Genomic DNA, 17,048 nt, shown 5'->3' on the forward strand with positions numbered 1-17,048 from the left:
TCAGCCGATATTGGCATACGGCAAGCGGGCGCGCCCGTCGAGCGGTTCGTCAGCCGGCCGCGGCCGGCGCCAGGGTGCGCCGCACCGCCTCGGCCAGCTCGTGCCGGCGGTAGGGCTTGCGCAGGATGGCGGACCCGGCGGCGCCGTCGCCGTCGATGCCGTGCGCGAAGCCGGTGGCGTAGAGCACCTTGAGGGCGGGCCGCCGCTCCAGGCCGGCGCGGGCGAGCTCGAAGCCGTTGACGCCGCCCGGCATGACGATGTCGGTGAACAGCAGGTCCACCGCCCCGCCCTCGGCGAGGACCTCCAGCGCCTTCTGCGGCGAGGACGCCTCGACCACCGTGTAGCCGAGGTCCTGCAAGGTGAGCGTGGCGACGCCGCGGACGTCCTCCTCATCGTCCACCACCAGCACCACCTCGCCGCCGCCGCGCGGCAAGCCCTCCGCCGCCGCCGTGGAGTCGTCGGCGGCCGGCGCGTCGGCGCGCGGCAGGTAGAGGTGGAAGGTCGTGCCCTGGCCGACGGTGCTGTCCACCCGGATGGCGCCGCCGGACTGCTTGACGAAGCCGTGGATCATGCTGAGCCCGAGGCCGGTGCCCTTGCCCACGTCCTTAGTGGTGAAGAACGGTTCGAAGGCGTGCTCCAGCACCTCGGGCGGCATGCCGCAGCCGGTGTCCGACACGGACAGCAGCACGCTGTCGCCGGACAGCTCCGGCAGATCGGAGGCCCCGGCCGGCACATTGGCGATGCGCAGGGTCAGCCGGCCGCCGCCCTCCATGGCGTCGCGGGCGTTGATCACCAGGTTCAGCAGCGCCGATTCCGCCTGGCTGCGGTCGACGATGGCCGGCCAGGCGCCCTCCGCCGGCTCGATCACCAGCTCGACGCCGCTGCCCAGCGTGCGGCCCATGAACTCGCCCATGCCCCGCACCAGCGCGTCGAGGTCCACCGGCTCCGGATGCAATTGCTGGCGCCGCGCGAAGGACAGCAGGCGGCGCGTCAGGTCGGAGCAGCGCAAGGAGGCCTGGAGCGCCATGTCGAGCCGTCGCTGCGCCTTCTCGTCGTCCGACACCATGCCGGACAGCCGCTCCAGGCTGCCGATGACGACCATCAGCATGTTGTTGAAGTCGTGCGCGATGCCGCCGGTCAGTTGGCCGACCGTCTCCATCCGCTGCGCGTGGGCGAGCTGGGTCTGCAGCTCCCGCGTCTCGGTGACGTCGAGGATGGTGCCGCTGCGCTCGCTGGGCAGACCGCGGGCGTCGCGCAGCAGCACGGCGTGGTCGAGCAGCACGTGCCAGGCGCCGTCCGCGCCCTGCCAGCGGTACTCGATCATCGCCGCGTCGCGGTCGGCGCCCGAGGCCCGCCGGGCCAGCACGCGCCCGCGGTCGTCGGGGTGCAGGCGGGATTCCCAGAAGCCCGGCTCCTCCAGGAAGCGCTCCGCCGGGAAGCCGAGCACGGCGGCGGCGTTGGCGCTCAGGTAGCGGAAGGAGGCGCCGTCGGCGTCGGCGGTGTAGAGCACGATGGGCAGGGAGCGCACGATCAGCCCCTGCCGCTCCTCGGACCGGCGCAGCGCCTGCTCGGCCAGCAGCTTCTCGGTGTGGACGCGCAGGTTCTCGGCCAGCAGGCGCTGCTTCTGCTCGGCCTGCCGCTTCACCTCCAGCGTCTTGCGCTGCAGGTCGATGAAGACCGCCACCTTGCAGCGCAGGATCGTCGGCTCGACCGGCTTGAACATGTAGTCCACGGCGCCGGCCTCGTAGCCGCGGAAGATGTGCACCTCGTCCTTGTTGATGGCGGTCAGGAAGATGATCGGCACATGGCGCGACCGCTCGCGCCGGCGGATCAGTTCGGCGGTCTCGTAGCCGTCCATCTCCGGCATGTGGACGTCCAGCAGGATCGCCGCGAAGTCCTGGTCGAGCACCCGCCGCAGCGCCTCGGCGCCGGAGCGCGCCAGCACCACGTCGGCGTCGACGTCCGCCAGCACCTGCTGCATGGCCAGCAGGTTGCGCGGGTCGTCGTCCACCACCAGGATGCTGACCGGGATCGGCGGCGCGTCGCCCGGATCCCGCAACGTGGGAAGGGGAAGCATCGTCTTGCCCTTGTCCGGAGGGATGGCGGGTGGCGTCATGGGCCCCTCTCGGGCAGCACCACGCCGGCCGCCGTCCAGATGCGCAGCAGCGACAGCAGGTGGTCGATGTCCACCGGCTTGGGCACGTAGTCGGTCGCCCCCGCCTCAATGCACTTCTCGCGGTCGCCCTTCATCGCCTTCGCCGTCACGGCGACGATCGGCACCCCCTCCAGCTCGGGCATCGAGCGGATCACCCGCATCGTCTGATAGCCGTCCATCTCCGGCATCATGATGTCCACCAGCACCACGTCCACGTCCGCGTGGCGGGAGAGCGTCTCGATGCCCTCGCGCCCCGATTCCGCGTGCAGGACCGTCATATCGTGCGCCTCGAGCACGCTCGCCAGCGAGAAGATGTTGCGCACGTCGTCGTCGATGATCAGGACCTTCCGCCCGGCCAGCGACGGGTCGCGCTGCCGCCGGTCGAGGACGGCGCTGCGCTCGCCCTCCGGCAGGCGGTCGACCGGGCGGTGCAGGAACAGCGCCGCCTCGTCCACCATCGCGTCCAGCGTGCGCACCGGCTTCAGCACGGCGGTGTCGGCCAGCCGGCGCAGCCGCGCCTCGTCCGCCGGGTCGAGGCCGTTCGGCAGGTAGGCGATCACCGGGACGTCCGCCGTCGCCTCGCGCCCGCGCAACGCCTCCAGCAGCTCGAAATCGGCGGGCTGCGGCAGGGAGAGATCGATCACCACGCAATCGACCGGCTCCGCCGCCAGCGCCGCCATGGCCTGTTCGGCCGAGGCGGCGGCAGTAACCACCACGTCGGTCCCGCCAATCGCGGCGGCGAGCGGCCCGCCCGCGCCCTCGACCACCAGCAGCGACCGGCGCGGCCGCGCCACGAAGTCCTTGATGCGGCCCAGCGCGGCGAACACCGCCTCGCGGTCGACCGGCTTCTCGTCGTAGCCGAAGGCGCCCATCGCCAGCCCGCGGTGCCGCTCGTCCTTGGCGGAGATCACGTGCACCGGGATGTGGCGGGTCAGCGGGTCATGCTTCAGCAGGTCGAGCAGCGCCCAGCCGTCCATGTCCGGCAGGCCGATGTCCAGCAGGATCGCCTCCGGCCGATGCTTGCGCACCAGCGGTACCGCCTGCCCGCCGGTGTTGGAGACCACCACCTTGAACCCGGCCTCGCGCGCCAGGGCAATCAGGATGGAGGAGAACTTGGTGTCGTCCTCGATCACCAGCACGACAGGGTCGCCGGCGCGGATGCGTTCGCGGTCGTCGGTCGCCGGGTGGATCTGCAGCAACGCCAGACCTTCCTCCGACCCGGCGGCGACGATCGGGCGGGTCGGCGCGTCGGCGCGCTTCGTCCCCTGGGTGTGGGTGGCGAGGTCGAAGTTCAGCGGCATGTAGAAGGTGAAGGTGCTGCCCTGCCCGACGGCGCTGGACACCCGGATCTCGCCGCCCAGCAGCCGCGCGATCTCCCGGCTGATCGACAGGCCGAGGCCGGTGCCGCCGTACTTGCGGCTGGTGGTGCCGTCGGCCTGCTGGAACGCCTCGAAGATGGTGCGCTGCTTGTCCTCGGGGATGCCGATGCCGGTGTCGGCGACGCTGAAGGCCAGCACCGCCGGCGCCGCGTTGAGCACCGGGTGGCCGCTGCTCCAGCCGTGCCCGGCCACCGCGACGCGGAAGGTCACCCCGCCGGCCTCGGTGAACTTGAAGGCGTTGGACAGCAGGTTGTTCAGCACCTGCTCCAGCCGCTTCTCGTCAGTCTGGATGGTGGCGGGCAGCGTCGGATCGACGTCGATGGTGAAGTCCAGCGCCTTTTCCTGCGCCATCTGGCTGAAGGTGCGCTCGACGTGCATGCGCAGGTCGCCCAGCACCACCTCGCCGATCTCCAGCGTCACCGTGCCGGACTCGATCTTCGACAGGTCGAGAATGTCGTTGATCAGGCCCAGCAGATCGGCCCCCGCGGCGTGGATGGTGCGGGCGAACTCCACCTGCTTGTCGCTGAGGTTGGTTTCCGGGTTGTCGGCCAGCAGGCGCGACAGGATCAGCAGGGAGTTCAGCGGCGTGCGCAGCTCGTGGCTCATGTTGGCCAGGAACTCGCTCTTGTACTTGGAGGTCAGCGACAGCTGCTCCGCCTTCTCCTCCAGCGCCGCCTTGGCGAGCACCACCTCGCGGTTCTTGCGCTCGACCTCGACGTTCTGGCGCTCCAGCTGCTGGGCCTTCTCCTCCAGCGCCTCGTTGGTCTGGCGCAGCTTCTCCTGCTGCGCCTTCAGCAGCTCCTCCGACTGGCGGAGCGAGGCGGCCTGCTGCTCCAGGCGTTCGTTGGTGGTCTTCAGCTCCTGCTGCTGGCTCTGCAGCTCGGTGGTCAGGCGCTGCGACTGCTTCAGCAGCCCTTCCGTGCGCATGTTGGCGGCGATGGTGTTGAGCACGATGCCGATGCTCTCGGTCAGCTGCTCCAGGAAGGACTGGTGCGTCTCGCTGAAGCGGCCGAAGGAGGCCAGCTCGATGACGGCGTTGACCTCGTCCTCGAAGATCACCGGCAGCACGATGATGTTGAGCGGCGGCGCCTCGCCCAGGCCGGAGCTGATGGCGACGTAGTCCTTCGGCACGTTGGTCAGCAGGATGCGCTTCTTCTCGTACGCGCACTGGCCGACGAGGCCCTGCTTCAGCGCGAAGCGGTTGCCGAGGTTCTTGCGCTCCTTCAGCGCGTAACTGGCGACCAACTCCAGGATGGCCTCGTCCTCCTCGCGGGCGGCGACGTAGAAGGTGCCGTGCTGGGCGTTCACCAGCGGGGCGATCTCCGACAGGATCAGGTTGGAGACGGTGACCAGATCGCGCTCGCCCTGCAGCATGCGGGTGAACTTGGCGAGGTTGGTCTTCAGCCAGTCCTGCTCCGCGTTCTTCAGCGTCGTGTCGCGGAGGTTGCGGATCATCTCGTTGATGTTGTCCTTCAGCGCCGCCACCTCGCCCATGGCGCCGACGGTGATGGAGCGCGTCAGGTCACCCTTGGTCACCGCGGTCGCCACCTCGGCGATGGCGCGCACCTGGGTGGTCAGGTTGGCGGCGAGCTGGTTGACGTTCTCCGTCAGGTCCTTCCACAGGCCGGCGGCGCCGGGCACGCGGGCCTGCCCGCCCAGCTTGCCCTCGATGCCGACCTCGCGGGCGACGTTGGTGACCTGATCGGCGAAGGTCGCCAGCGTCTCGATCATGCCGTTGATGGTGTTGGCCAGCGCGGCGATCTCGCCCTTGGCGTCCACGGCCAGCTTGCGCTGCAGGTCGCCGTTGGCGACCGCCGTCACCACCTCGGCGATGCCGCGCACCTGATTGGTCAGGTTGTTGGCCATCATGTTGACGTTGTCGGTCAGATCCTTCCAGGTGCCGGCCACGCCCTTGACCTGCGCCTGCCCGCCCAGCTTGCCCTCCGAGCCCACCTCGCGGGCGACGCGCGTGACCTCGCTGGCGAAGCTGTTGAGCTGGTCCACCATGGTGTTGATGGTATCCTTCAGCTCCAGGATCTCGCCGCGGACGTCGACGGTGATCTTCTTGGACAGGTCGCCGCGGGCGACGGCGGTGGTCACCTCGGCGATGTTGCGCACCTGACCGGTCAGGTTGTTGGCCATCATGTTGACGTTGTCGGTCAGGTCCTTCCACGTGCCGGCCACGCCCTTGACCTGCGCCTGACCGCCCAGCTTGCCCTCGATGCCCACTTCGCGCGCGACGCGCGCGACCTCGGACGCGAAGCTGTTGAGCTGGTCCACCATGGTGTTGATGGTGGACTTCAGCTCCAGGATCTCGCCTTTCACGTCCACGGTGATCTTCTTGGACAGGTCACCGTTGGCGACGGCGGTGGTCACCTCCGCGATGTTGCGCACCTGACCGGTCAGGTTGGCGGCCATCAGGTTCACGCTGTCGGTCAGATCCTTCCAGGTGCCGGCCACGCCCTTGACCTGCGCCTGCCCGCCCAGCTTGCCTTCCGAGCCCACCTCGCGCGCCACGCGCGTCACCTCGGATGCAAAGCTGTTGAGCTGGTCCACCATGGTGTTGATGGTGGACTTCAGTTCCAGGATCTCGCCCTTCACATCGACGGTGATCTTCTTCGACAGGTCGCCGTTGGCGACGGCCGTCGTCACCTCGGCGATGTTGCGCACCTGCGCCGTCAGGTTGGTCGCCATGGCGTTGACGTTGTCGGTCAGATCCTTCCAGGTGCCGGCCACACCCTTGACCTGCGCCTGTCCACCCAGCTTGCCTTCCGAGCCCACCTCGCGCGCCACGCGCGTCACCTCCGAGGCGAAGCTGTTGAGCTGGTCCACCATCGTGTTGATGGTGTCCTTCAGCTCCAGGATCTCGCCCTTGACCGGGACCGTGATCTTCTTCGACAGGTCGCCGTTGGCGACGGCGGTGGTCACCTCGGCGATGTTGCGCACCTGTCCCGTCAGGTTCGCCGCCATCAGGTTCACGCTGTCGGTGAGGTCCTTCCAGGTGCCACCCACACCCTCCACCTTGGCCTGCCCGCCCAGCTTGCCTTCGCTGCCCACCTCGCGCGCCACGCGCGTCACTTCCGAGGCGAAGGAATTCAGCTGATCCACCATCGTGTTGATGGTGGACTTCAGCTCCAGGATCTCGCCCTTGACATCGACGGTGATCTTCTTGGACAGGTCGCCGTTGGCGACGGCGGTGGTCACCTCGGCGATGTTGCGCACCTGTCCCGTCAGGTTCGCCGCCATCATGTTCACGCTGTCGGTGAGGTCCTTCCAGGTGCCGCCCACGCCCTCCACCTTGGCCTGCCCGCCGAGTTTGCCCTCCGACCCCACCTCGCGGGCGACGCGGGTGACTTCCGACGCGAAGGAGTTCAGCTGGTCCACCATCGTGTTGAAGGTGGACTTCAGCTCCAGGATCTCGCCCTTCACATCGACGGTGATCTTCTTCGACAGGTCGCCCTTCGCCACCGCCGTGGTGACCTCGGCGATGTTGCGCACCTGACCGGTCAGGTTGGCGGCCATCATGTTGACGTTGTCGGTGAGATCCTTCCAGGTGCCGCCCACGCCCTCGACGCGCGCCTGACCGCCCAGCTTGCCCTCCGAGCCCACCTCGCGCGCCACGCGGGTCACCTCGGACGCGAAGGAGTTCAGCTGGTCCACCATGGTGTTGATGGTGGATTTCAGCTCCAGGATCTCGCCGCGCACGTCGACCGTGATCTTCTTCGACAGGTCGCCGCGGGCGACGGCCGTGGTCACCTCGGCGATGTTGCGCACCTGACCGGTCAGGTTGTTGGCCATCATGTTGACGTTGTCGGTCAGATCCTTCCAGGTGCCGCCGACACCCTTGACCTGCGCCTGCCCGCCCAGCTTGCCCTCGATGCCGACCTCGCGGGCGACGCGGGTCAGCTCGGACGTCACCGTCACCAGCTGCTCGACCATGGTGTTGACGTTCTTGGCGGTGCGCAGGAACTCGCCCTGCAGGGGGCGGCCCTCGACCTCCAGCGCCATCAGCTTGGACAGGTCGCCGCGGGCGACGGCGCCGATGACGCGCGCCATCTCGGTGGTCGGGTGGATCAGGTCGCCGACCAGCGCGTTGAGGTTGGCCGCGCACGTCTCCCAGCCGCCGGACGCGCTCGACAGCTTCGCCCGCTGGCTGATCTTGCCCTCCTTGCCGACGCTGACGCTGAGCCGGCCGACCTCCCTGGTGAGGATCTCGCTCAGTTCGACCACGTCGTTGAAGGCTGCGGCGATCTCACCGTCCATGCCGGACAGTTCCAACGGCAGCCGCGCCGAGAAGTCGCCCTTGCGGAACTGGCGAAGCGCCCGCAACAGGAGTTGCGGGGTCAGCTGGTCGTGGGTGGCGGTCATGGTCATGATGCGATCCGTCCTGATGGGCCGAATGCCCTGTGGGGCCGCCGCCATGAGGCGCGGCAGCCCGGGCTTGTCCTGGTTGGGAAGAGAGGGTTTGGCGGATCGGCGCCCTACGGCCGCGCCGCGCCGCACGCCTCGGAACTCGGATCGGTGCCGGACACCGGATCGCGGAGACTCTGTCGCATGACTTCTCCCTCGCGCTTTTTCGCGTCGTTTGACTCCGGCACACGACCCCCTGCCCGGGGCAGGATCGCCTGCGGAACGGCCGGCACAGCTAACACAACAACCAAGACATGAGTAAGTACGAAAAGGGAGACTACCCCCATCGATAAGAATGATCCCGGTCACGGATCGCAATAATTGTCGAGTGTATTTGATGTATTTTAGGGCGATTACACCCGCCGCCAGCGTGACAACGCGGCGGTCAGCCGCTCGAACCCGAGATCGAGGACGAGGGCGAGCGCCGCGACCACCGCCGCGCCCTGGATCACGTAGGCCTGGTTGGCCCCATTCAGCCCGATGATGATCGGCAGCCCCAGCGTCTTGACCCCGACGGTGGAGGCGATGGCCGCGGTGCCCACGTTGATGACCACGGCGGTGCGCACCCCGGCGAGGATCACCGGCGCGGCCAACGGCAGTTCGACCCGCCAGAGGATCTCGGCCGGACGCATGCCCAGGCCCCGCGCGCTCTCCAGCACCGCGTCGGGCACACCCTCCAGGCCGGCGACGGTGTTCTCGACGACGGGCAGCAGCGCGTAGAGCGTCAGCGCGATCAGCGCCGGCACCGGGCCGAACCCCATGGCCGGCACGGCGAGGGCGAGCACGGCCACCGGCGGGAAGGTCTGCCCCATGGTGGCGACCGCCTCGACCACGCCGCGGAACTCGGCCCCCGCCGGCCGCGTCACCAGGATGCCGGCGACGACGCCGGCCAGCACCGCCGCAAGGCTCGACACGCCGACCAACGCCAGATGGTCGGCGGTCAGCGCCAGGAAGCTGTCGCCTTCATAGAACGGCCGCTCCAGCGCCGGGTAGAGCGTTGCGAACAGCGGCTTCAGCAGCGGCATGCCGAGCACCAGCGCCGCCAGCGCCAAAGCCGCAAACACCAGCCGGAGCCCGCCGCCCCTCATGGCCGCACCAGATCGCCGAGATGGAGGACGCCGGCCGGCCGCCCCTGCTCGTCCACCACGGCCAGCCGGTCGGTCCCGCGGCTGACCATCTCCGACAGCGCCCGGCGCAGCGGCGTATCGCCGGGCAGCGGCTCGCCGTCCGGCACGCCGCCGTTGGCCGGCCGGGCGCGCTCGCCCGCCGTCTCCACGGCGAGGCGCTTCAACCCCCACTCCTCGCGCCCGACGAGGTCGCGGACGAGGTCGCCGGCCGGACGGGCCAGGATGTCCCGCGGCGCGGCGTGCTGGACCAGCCGGCCATGGTCCAGCACGGCGATCCGGTCGGCGAGCTTCAGCGCCTCGTCCATGTCGTGGGTGACGAAGACGATGGTGGTGCCGGTCTGGCGGTGGATGGTCGCCAGCTCCGCCTGCAGCGTGCCGCGGGTGATCGGGTCGAGCGCGCTGAACGGCTCGTCCATCAGCAGGATGCGCGGTTCCGCCGCCAGCGCCCGCGCCACCCCGACGCGCTGCTGCTGCCCGCCCGAGAGCTGGTGCGGGAACGCCCCACGGAACCGCTCCGGATCGAGGTGCAGCAGTTCCATCAGCGCGATCACCCGGTCGCGCACGCGCGCCTTCGGCCAGCCGAGCAGCGACGGCACAGTGGCGATGTTGCGCTCGACCGTCCAGTGCGGGAACAGCCCGACCGACTGGATGACGTAGCCCATGCGCCGGCGCAGCTCCTCCGCCGGCAGGGCGGCGATGTCCTCGCCGTCGATGCGGACGGTGCCGGCGTCCGGGACCACCAGCCGGTTGACCGTCTTCAGCAGCGTCGACTTGCCCGACCCCGATGGGCCGATGAGCACGCAGAACGCCCCGTCCTCCACCGTGAAGGACACGTCGTCCACGGCGACCCACGGGCCGAAGCGCTTGGTCACGCCCTCGAACGCGATCATGCCGGGCTCCTCGCCAGCAGGGCCACCGCCAGCCGCAGCGCGCTGTCGACGGCGACCGCCAGCAGGATCACCGGCACCGCCCCCAGCAGCACGAGGTCGAGGGCGTTGGCGAACAGCCCCTGGAACATGATGGCGCCGAGGCCGCCGGCGCCGATCAGCGCCGCCACCGCGGCCAGCCCCACCGCCTGCACCAGCGTGATGCGCAGCCCCGACAGGAAGACCGGCAGCGCCAGCGGCACGTCGACGCGCAGGAAGACCTGGCGCGGCGTCATGCCCATGCCGCGCGCCGCCTGCCGCACCGGCGCCGGCACGCCGTCCAGCCCGGCCGCGACGTTCCGCACGATGGGCAGCAGCGAATAAAGCGTCAGCGCGATCACCGCCGGTCCCAGCCCGACGCCGCTGATCCCCAGCCCCGGCCACGCGCCGGCCAGCGCCGACAACGGCGCCAGCAGCAGCCCGAACAGCGCGATGGAGGGGATGGTCTGCACGACGTTGAGCACCGGGAACACCACCCGCCCGACGGCGTGGCGGCGCTGCGCCAGCACGCCCAGCGGCACGCCGACGAGCAGCGTCGGCACCAGCGCCGCCGCAACGATGACGCCGTGCCGCACCACCGCGTCGGCGAAGACGTCGCGGCGGTTGGCGTATTCCTTGAGGATGGAGAGCTGGTCGAGCTGCCCGGCCAGCAGCGGCGCCGCCAGCAGCAGTGCCGCCCCCGCCCCCACGGCGATGCGCGCCGCCGGCGCCAGCCCCAGGCGGCGGACACCATCCAGCGCGGCCAGCAGCGCCGCCGCCTCCAGCACCCAGAACCCGCTGCCGAACGAGGTGCGCGCCGCCGGGGAGGCCAACGCCGCCAGTTGCGCCGCGTGGTGCCCGGCCAGGGCGAGCAGCCCGGACGCCAGCAGCACCGCCGCGGCGACGGTCGCCGCCAGCACGCCCCGCCCCGGCCGCAGGAACGGCGCGGCGAGCAGCCAGACGCCGGGCAGCACGGCCAGTCCCCAGGGCAGCTCCAGCGCCGCCGACAGCGGGATCGGCCGGCCGGACAGCAGCCGGTTGGGCGCGAAGCCCAGGAACGGCAGCGCCGCCGCGGCGGCCACGGCGGCCACGGCCAGCGCGAACAGGACGCGGTTGCCGATCATCCCGCCGTCATTTCAGGAACCCCTTGGACTTCAGGTAGGCCGTGGCGACCTGCTTGACGTCCTGCCCCTCCACCGAGATGCGGGCGTTCAGGGTGCGCAGCGTCCCGGCGTCCAGCGAGGCGAAGACCGGCTCCAGCGCCTCCTTGATCCTGGGGTGCTTGTCCAGCACCGCGGCGCGCACGGTGGGCGCCGGCTCGTAGACCATCTGCGCCCCCTTGGTGTCGGCCATCACCACGAGGTCGAGGGCCGAGATGGCGCCGTCGGTGCCGTAGACCATGGCGGTGTTGACGCCGGAGGTCCCCTCGGCCGCCGCGCGGATGGTCGCCGCGGTGTCGCCGCCGGCCAGCACCAGAATCTGCTCCGGCTTCAACGCAAAGCCATAGGTGCCCTGGAAGGAGGGCAGCGCCGCCGGGCTCTCGACGAACTCCGCCGAGGCGGCGATCTTCGCCTTGCCGCCGCCGGAGACCCATTTGGCGAAGTCCTCCATGCTGGCGAGGGCGTTGGGCGCCGCCACGTCCTTGCGCACGGCGATCGCCCAGGTGTTGTTGGCCGGCGCCGGCTTCAGCCAGACCACGTTGTTCTTCTCGCGGTCGAGCTGGCGGACCTTCTCGTAGCCGGCACCGGCGTTCTTCCACACCGGGTCGCTGTCGATGTTGAAGAAGAAGGCGCCGTTGCCGGTGTATTCCGGATAGATGTCGATCTCGCCGGCCAGCAGCGCGCTGCGCACGATCTTGGTCGGGCCGAGCTGAATCCGGTTCTCGGTCGGGATGCCGCCGGCCTCCAGCATCTGCAGGATCATGGTGCCGAGCAGGCCGCTCTCGGCATCGAGCTTCGAGCCGACGCGCACCGCGTCGGCGGCCTGGGCGCTCCCGCCGGCCAGCAGAAGCCCGAGCATGAACGCGATCACCGTGCGCATCTCCACCCCCCGTCTTTCCTGTTCGTGGATCGAAGATGGCCGTCCTCGCGCCCCGCAGCAAGCCGGGCTTTCCGCCGGTCCACCTTGACCCCGGAGGTGCCCAGGTCGAATGGAACACTGTGAAACACCATGGAACAGTGTGCGGGGCGTGTTCAGTTCACCGTTCCGTTCCATGCGCTTCTAAGACTTAAATCCTAAATCGACGCGTTCGGCGTGGCAAGAGTTTTCGCTGTCGGGAAAGGCCGTTGCCCCCCAAGCTTCGCTGGGGTCTGGCGCCCGGACCGATCCAGGGCATCCTGCGGCCCTGACCGCCGCCGACTGTTCGCAGACGAAAGCTTCACCGTTCCGTCGCACCGCCGTCATCCGCCCGTCACGGCGGCTTGGCAGGAAGGGGGCTCCTCGTGAAGAGAAAGGGAGCTCCCGAGATGACCCGCACCCCCGCCTGGACGCGGGCGGCCATGATGGCCGCCGTCCTCACGCCGCTCGCCACCCTACTGAATGCCGCCCCGGCCGCCGCGCAGCAGGCCTTCCCCGCCACGCTCGCCGGGCACGCCGTGCTGCCGGCCAAGAGCTTCATCGAAGTCCCGGCCGACGCCCCGGCCGACCTGCGCGTCTCCGGCAAGTTCACCACCGGCCGCCGGGCCGAGGCCATCGGCAGCGTCGAGGGCAAGTCGGCCGACCGCCCGACCGGCGTGTCGCTGCCCTTCCAGGGCCAGCCGCTGCAGGGCCATTCGGGCATCAAGCGCATGCCGGACGGCAGCTTCTGGATCCTCACCGACAACGGCTTCGGTTCGAAGGCGAACTCGCCCGACTCGGCGCTCTACCTCAACCGCTACAAGGTCGATTTCGAGGCCGGCAGCTTCGAGCGGCTGGAGACCATCTTCCTGCACGACCCCGACAGGAAGGTGCCCTTCCGCATCGTCCATGAGGGGACGGAGAAGCGCTACCTCACCGGCAGTGACTTCGACACCGAGAGCTTCCAGTTCGCCGGCGGCGCCCTGTGGATCGGCGACGAGTTCGGCCCGTGGCTGATCAAGGCCGACCTCACCGGCAAGGTGCTGGCGGTGTTCGACACCCAGGTGGACGGCAAGGTGGTGCGCTCGCCCGACAACCCGGCGGTCGCCACGCCGGCCAACCCGGCCGCCCCGGCGATGACGTTCGAGATCCGCCGCTCCAAGGGCTTCGAGGGCATGGCGGCGTCGCCGGACGGCCGCTTCCTCTATCCGCTGCTGGAAGGCCCGGTGTTCCAGGCCGACAGGAAGGCCTTCGAGACCACCGCCGACGGCAAGGAATACCTGCGCATCCTGGAGTTCGACGTCGCCAAGGAGGCGTGGACCGGCCGCTCCTGGCAGTACACGCTGGAGCAGAACGGCAACGCCATCGGCGACTTCAACATGATCGACGCCAGCACCGGCCTGATCATCGAGCGCGACAACGGCGAGGGCACCGCCGACAAGGCCTGCAAGCCGGGCGAGCCGACGGTGACCTGCTTCTCCAGCGTCGCGTCGTTCAAGCGGGTCTACAAGATCGAGCTGACCGACGGCGGCATGTCCGCCCCGGCGCGCAAGATCGGCTACATCGACCTGATGCGCATCGCCGATCCGAACAGGAAGGCGCGCAAGCCGCTGACCGACGGCGTGCTGGCCTTCCCGTTCTTCACCATCGAGAACGTGGACGTGGTGGACGCCCGCCACATCGTGGTCGGCAACGACAACAACCTGCCCTTCTCCTCCTCCCGCGAGCCCAACGCGGCGGACGACAACGAACTCGTCCTGCTGGAGGTCGAGGCGCTGCTGAAGGCCAAGTGACGGGACGGCGCGGCGCGCCAAGCGGTGCGCCGCGTCACTCCCCGGGCAAGCTGAGTGAAGCGTGGGGCTTACCACAACAACCACTCACTCGGCCGTCATCCCCGCGAAGGCGGGGATCCAGCGTGAGCCCCGACAGGGGCGACATGACTCATATGGCTCGCGGACGCGAGCGCTGGATCCCCGCCTTCGCGGGGATGACGAATTAAAAGAGTCGGAACAAGCCCGGGCATGACGGCATGGGGAGGGAGCGCCTCCGGACGCCGCGTCACTCCCCGGGCAGAAAGTAGTCGGGCATCGACTTGCTGAAGGCGATGATCTCGTCCGCCAGCTTGCCCAGGTGCGTGTGGATGGCGCCGGCCGCCGCCTCGGGGTCGTGCCGCGCGATCGCCGCGGCGATGGCGGCGTGCTCGTCGATCACCCGGACCATGCGCCCCGGCCCCGGCAGGGTCAGGCGGCGGTAGCGGTCGATCTGCACCTTCACCTGCTGAACCAGCGCCCACACGCCGGACAGGCCGGCGACCGCGGCGATGGCCTCGTGGAAATCCTCGTCGGCTTGGTGGAAGGCCTCCCGGTCCTCGGCCGCCGCCGCGGTCCGGTGGCGGTCCAGGATGGCGTCGAGGCGGCGGATCTGCTCCGGCGTCGCCGTCCGGGCGGCGTGGCGGGCGGTGGTCTCCTCCAGCGCGGCGCGCACCACCATCGCCTCCGGCAGGCTGGCCAGCGGAATGCGCGCGATGAAGGTGCCGGCCTGCGGGAACACCTCCAGCAGCCCTTCGGCGGAGAGCTGGCGCACCGCCTCGCGCACCGGGGTGCGGCTGACGCCGTAGGCCACCGCCAGCTCGTTCTCGCTGATCGGCTCGCCGGGCTTGCGCCGGAGAGTCATGATCTCGGCGCGCAGATGCTGATAGATCTCCTGCGCCGCCGTGCTGCCGCGCCCGCGCCCGGCCCGGCCTGGACGCGGGGCGCGGCGGCGGATCGCACCGGAGCCAACGCTGACCATCGGACTTCCCTTCACTCGACCTCCACCGCTAGTAGCATGGGCCGGGGGCGGACGCCATGCCCGAGGCCTTGCCGCATCAAGCTTTTCCGCCCCCGTCTGCGACATTCCGCCGCGGCAAACAATCCGCACGTTTGACAATGCCGCAATACTAGTATACTAGTATGCATGAAGCGCGCGGCGGCCCGACGGGGCCGACGCGGCGCACCCCGGATCTGTCCAGCCCGGCACGCGTCGGCCGCCCCCTGCGGGCGGAACACCCTTTCGCGCGCCCTCGGCCGGACACGCCACTGCGACGACTCAATCCTGGAGTGTCGGACATGAATCTGAAATCGCGGATCGACCGCATCCCCGGCGGCATGATGATCCTGCCGCTGTTCCTCGGCGCCTGCCTGAACAGCTTCGCGCCGGGCACCGGCAAGTTCTTCGGTTCCTTCACCAACGGCCTGATCACCGGCACGCTGCCGATCCTGTCGGTCTGGTTCTTCTGCATCGGCGCCTCCATCAGCCTGAAGGCGACGCCGCTGGTGCTGCGCAAGAGCGGCGTCCTGGTGTCGGTGAAGATCGTCACCGCGGCGATGGCCGGCGTCATCGCCTCCTTCTTCATCCCGGCCGACGGCGTCCAGAGCGGCTTCCTGGCCGGCCTGTCGGTGCTGGCGATCATCGCCGCCATGAACGACACCAACGGCGGCATGTACATGGCCCTCATGCAGCAGTACGGCACCAAGGAGGAGGCCGGCGCCTTCTGCCTGATGTGCCTGGAATCCGGCCCGTTCATGACGATGCTGACGCTGGGCCTCGCCGGGCTCGCCAGCTTCCCGTGGCAGACCATGGTCGGCGCCCTGCTGCCCTTCCTCATCGGCTTCATTCTCGGCAACCTGGACCAGGACTTCCGCAAGTTCTTCGGGCAGGCGGTGCCGGTGATGGTGCCCTTCTTCGCCTTCGCGCTGGGCAACAACCTGAACTTCGCCACCATCCTGAACACCGGCCTGCTGGGCATCGCGCTGGGTCTGGCGGTGATCGTGGTGACCGGTTTCACGCTGGTGCTGGCCGACATCTTCCTGGCCAAGGGCAACGGCACCGCCGGCATCGGCGCCGCCTCGACCGCCGGCGCCGCCGTCACCGTGCCGCCGATCATCGCCTCCATCGAGCCGACCTTCGCCCCGGTCGCCCCGGCCGCCACGGCGCTGGTCGCCACCTGCGTGGTCGTCACCTCGCTGCTGACCCCGCTCCTGACCGCCTGGTGGTCGCGTCGCTTCGGCATCAATTCGCAGCGCTATCAGGCCGCCGAGGCCGCCAAGGCTCAGGCCGTCCAACTCGCCCCGGCCGAGTGAGGACGCCATGGACACCCATCTGCCCCGCCTGACCACCCTCGTCACCGAAGCGGCCACGGCGCTGGTCGCCGCCCGCAAGAGCCGCCGCCCGCTGTCCGCGCTGCCGGTGGCCCCGGCGACCGCCGCCGAGGCCTACGCCATCCAGACCGAGGTGGCGCGCCGCCTCGGTCCGGTCACCGCCTGGAAGGTCGGCGCCCCCGGCCCGGACGCCGAGCCGTCCTGCGCGCCGATCAACGCCGCCACCCTGTTCTTCGAGGTGGAGCGGCTGCCGGCCACCATGTTCCACGTCATCGGCATCGAGGCGGAGATCGTCTACCGCCTCGGCCGCGACCTGCCGGCGCGGGACGAGCCGTGGACACGCGACGAGGTGCTGGACGCCGTCGCCTCGCTGCACCCGGCGTTCGAGATCTGCGACACCCGCTTCCTCACCTACGGCTCGCAGGACCCGCTGGCGCATCTGGCCGATCAGGCGAACCACGGCGCGCTGATCGTCGGCCCGGCGGTGGCGGACTGGCGCGCCGTCGATCCGGTGCGCCAGCCGCTGACCCTCGACATCCGCGGCGAGCGCGTCGTGGACGTGATCGGCGGCAACGCGGCCGGCGATCCGGTGCGGCTGCTGACGTGGCTGGCCAACGTCGGGTCGCGGCCGTTCGGCGGCCTGCACGCCGGCGACACCGTCACCACCGGCTCCTGCACCGGGACGATCTTCGTCCCGCCGGGGTCGCGGGCGGTGGCGACCTACGCCGGCCTCGGCACCATCGAACTGACCGTGCAATAAGGAGACGCGAGACGATGAGCACCCCCTTCGACCTCTCGGGCAAGGTGGCGCTGGTCACCGGCGCCAACACCGGCATCGGCCAGGGCATCGCCGTGGCGCTGGCCACGGCCGGCGCCGA

General features: G+C 70.0%; 10 protein-coding genes and 1 pseudogene. 4 read left to right on the forward strand and 7 right to left on the reverse strand.

Annotation, left to right across the window (positions count from 1 at the left end; all coding sequences use genetic code 11):
• Positions 1 to 49: 49 nt before the first annotated feature.
• The 6 genes from TSO221_RS23240 to TSO221_RS23265 form a co-directional block, all read right to left on the reverse strand.
• Positions 50 to 2,116 carry a response regulator gene (locus TSO221_RS23240; RefSeq protein WP_109120901.1) on the reverse strand — a complete coding sequence of 689 codons (2,067 nt, stop codon included), beginning with the start codon at positions 2,114 to 2,116 and terminating at the stop codon, positions 50 to 52.
• Entirely contained in the window at positions 2,113 to 7,908 is a 5,796-nt protein-coding gene (locus tag TSO221_RS23245; protein WP_247878201.1) for a HAMP domain-containing protein, read from the reverse strand. Before TSO221_RS23245 ends, TSO221_RS23240 begins: the two co-directional genes overlap by 4 nt.
• Before the next feature lie 389 nt (positions 7,909 to 8,297).
• On the reverse strand, positions 8,298 to 9,032 hold the full coding sequence (locus TSO221_RS23250; protein WP_109120902.1) for an ABC transporter permease: 735 nt from the start codon (positions 9,030 to 9,032) through the stop codon (positions 8,298 to 8,300).
• Positions 9,029 to 9,961: an ABC transporter ATP-binding protein gene (locus tag TSO221_RS23255; RefSeq protein WP_109120903.1), complete on the reverse strand. Its 933-nt coding sequence runs from the start codon at positions 9,959 to 9,961 to the stop codon at positions 9,029 to 9,031. Before TSO221_RS23255 ends, TSO221_RS23250 begins: the two co-directional genes overlap by 4 nt.
• Positions 9,958 to 11,100 (reverse strand): ABC transporter permease, encoded by a 1,143-nt coding sequence (locus TSO221_RS23260; RefSeq protein ID WP_109120904.1) that lies wholly within the window; start codon positions 11,098 to 11,100, stop codon positions 9,958 to 9,960. The genes TSO221_RS23255 and TSO221_RS23260 overlap by 4 nt, the downstream gene beginning before the upstream one ends.
• 7 nt (positions 11,101 to 11,107) lie before the next feature.
• A complete protein-coding gene (locus TSO221_RS23265) occupies positions 11,108 to 12,016 on the reverse strand; it encodes an ABC transporter substrate-binding protein (RefSeq protein ID WP_109120912.1) in 909 nt (302 codons plus the stop codon).
• A 425-nt stretch (positions 12,017 to 12,441) separates the two neighbouring features.
• On the opposite strand from TSO221_RS23265, the gene TSO221_RS23270 reads away from it, so the two are divergent.
• Positions 12,442 to 13,824, forward strand: coding sequence for an esterase-like activity of phytase family protein (locus TSO221_RS23270; RefSeq protein WP_109120905.1), 1,383 nt, complete (start codon positions 12,442 to 12,444; stop codon positions 13,822 to 13,824).
• Positions 13,825 to 14,089: 265 nt separating this feature from the next.
• Here TSO221_RS23270 and TSO221_RS23275 read toward each other — a convergent pair whose 3' ends face one another.
• Positions 14,090 to 14,821 carry a GntR family transcriptional regulator gene (locus TSO221_RS23275; protein WP_109120906.1) on the reverse strand — a complete coding sequence of 244 codons (732 nt, stop codon included), beginning with the start codon at positions 14,819 to 14,821 and terminating at the stop codon, positions 14,090 to 14,092.
• 317 nt (positions 14,822 to 15,138) lie between these two features.
• Here TSO221_RS23275 and kdgT point away from each other — a divergent pair, with 317 nt between their 5' ends.
• The 3 genes and pseudogenes from kdgT to TSO221_RS36535 form a co-directional block, all read left to right on the forward strand.
• Positions 15,139 to 16,152: a 2-keto-3-deoxygluconate transporter gene (kdgT, locus tag TSO221_RS23280; protein ID WP_109120907.1), complete on the forward strand. Its 1,014-nt coding sequence runs from the start codon at positions 15,139 to 15,141 to the stop codon at positions 16,150 to 16,152.
• 7 nt (positions 16,153 to 16,159) lie between these two features.
• Entirely contained in the window at positions 16,160 to 16,930 is a 771-nt protein-coding gene (locus tag TSO221_RS23285; RefSeq protein ID WP_109120908.1) for a fumarylacetoacetate hydrolase family protein, read from the forward strand.
• Positions 16,931 to 16,944: 14 nt separating this feature from the next.
• Positions 16,945 to 17,048, forward strand: a pseudogene (locus TSO221_RS36535) (2-deoxy-D-gluconate 3-dehydrogenase); the annotation flags it as partial.

Origin of the sequence: Azospirillum sp. TSO22-1 (genome assembly GCF_003116015.1) — a bacterium.
GTDB lineage: Bacteria > Pseudomonadota > Alphaproteobacteria > Azospirillales > Azospirillaceae > Azospirillum.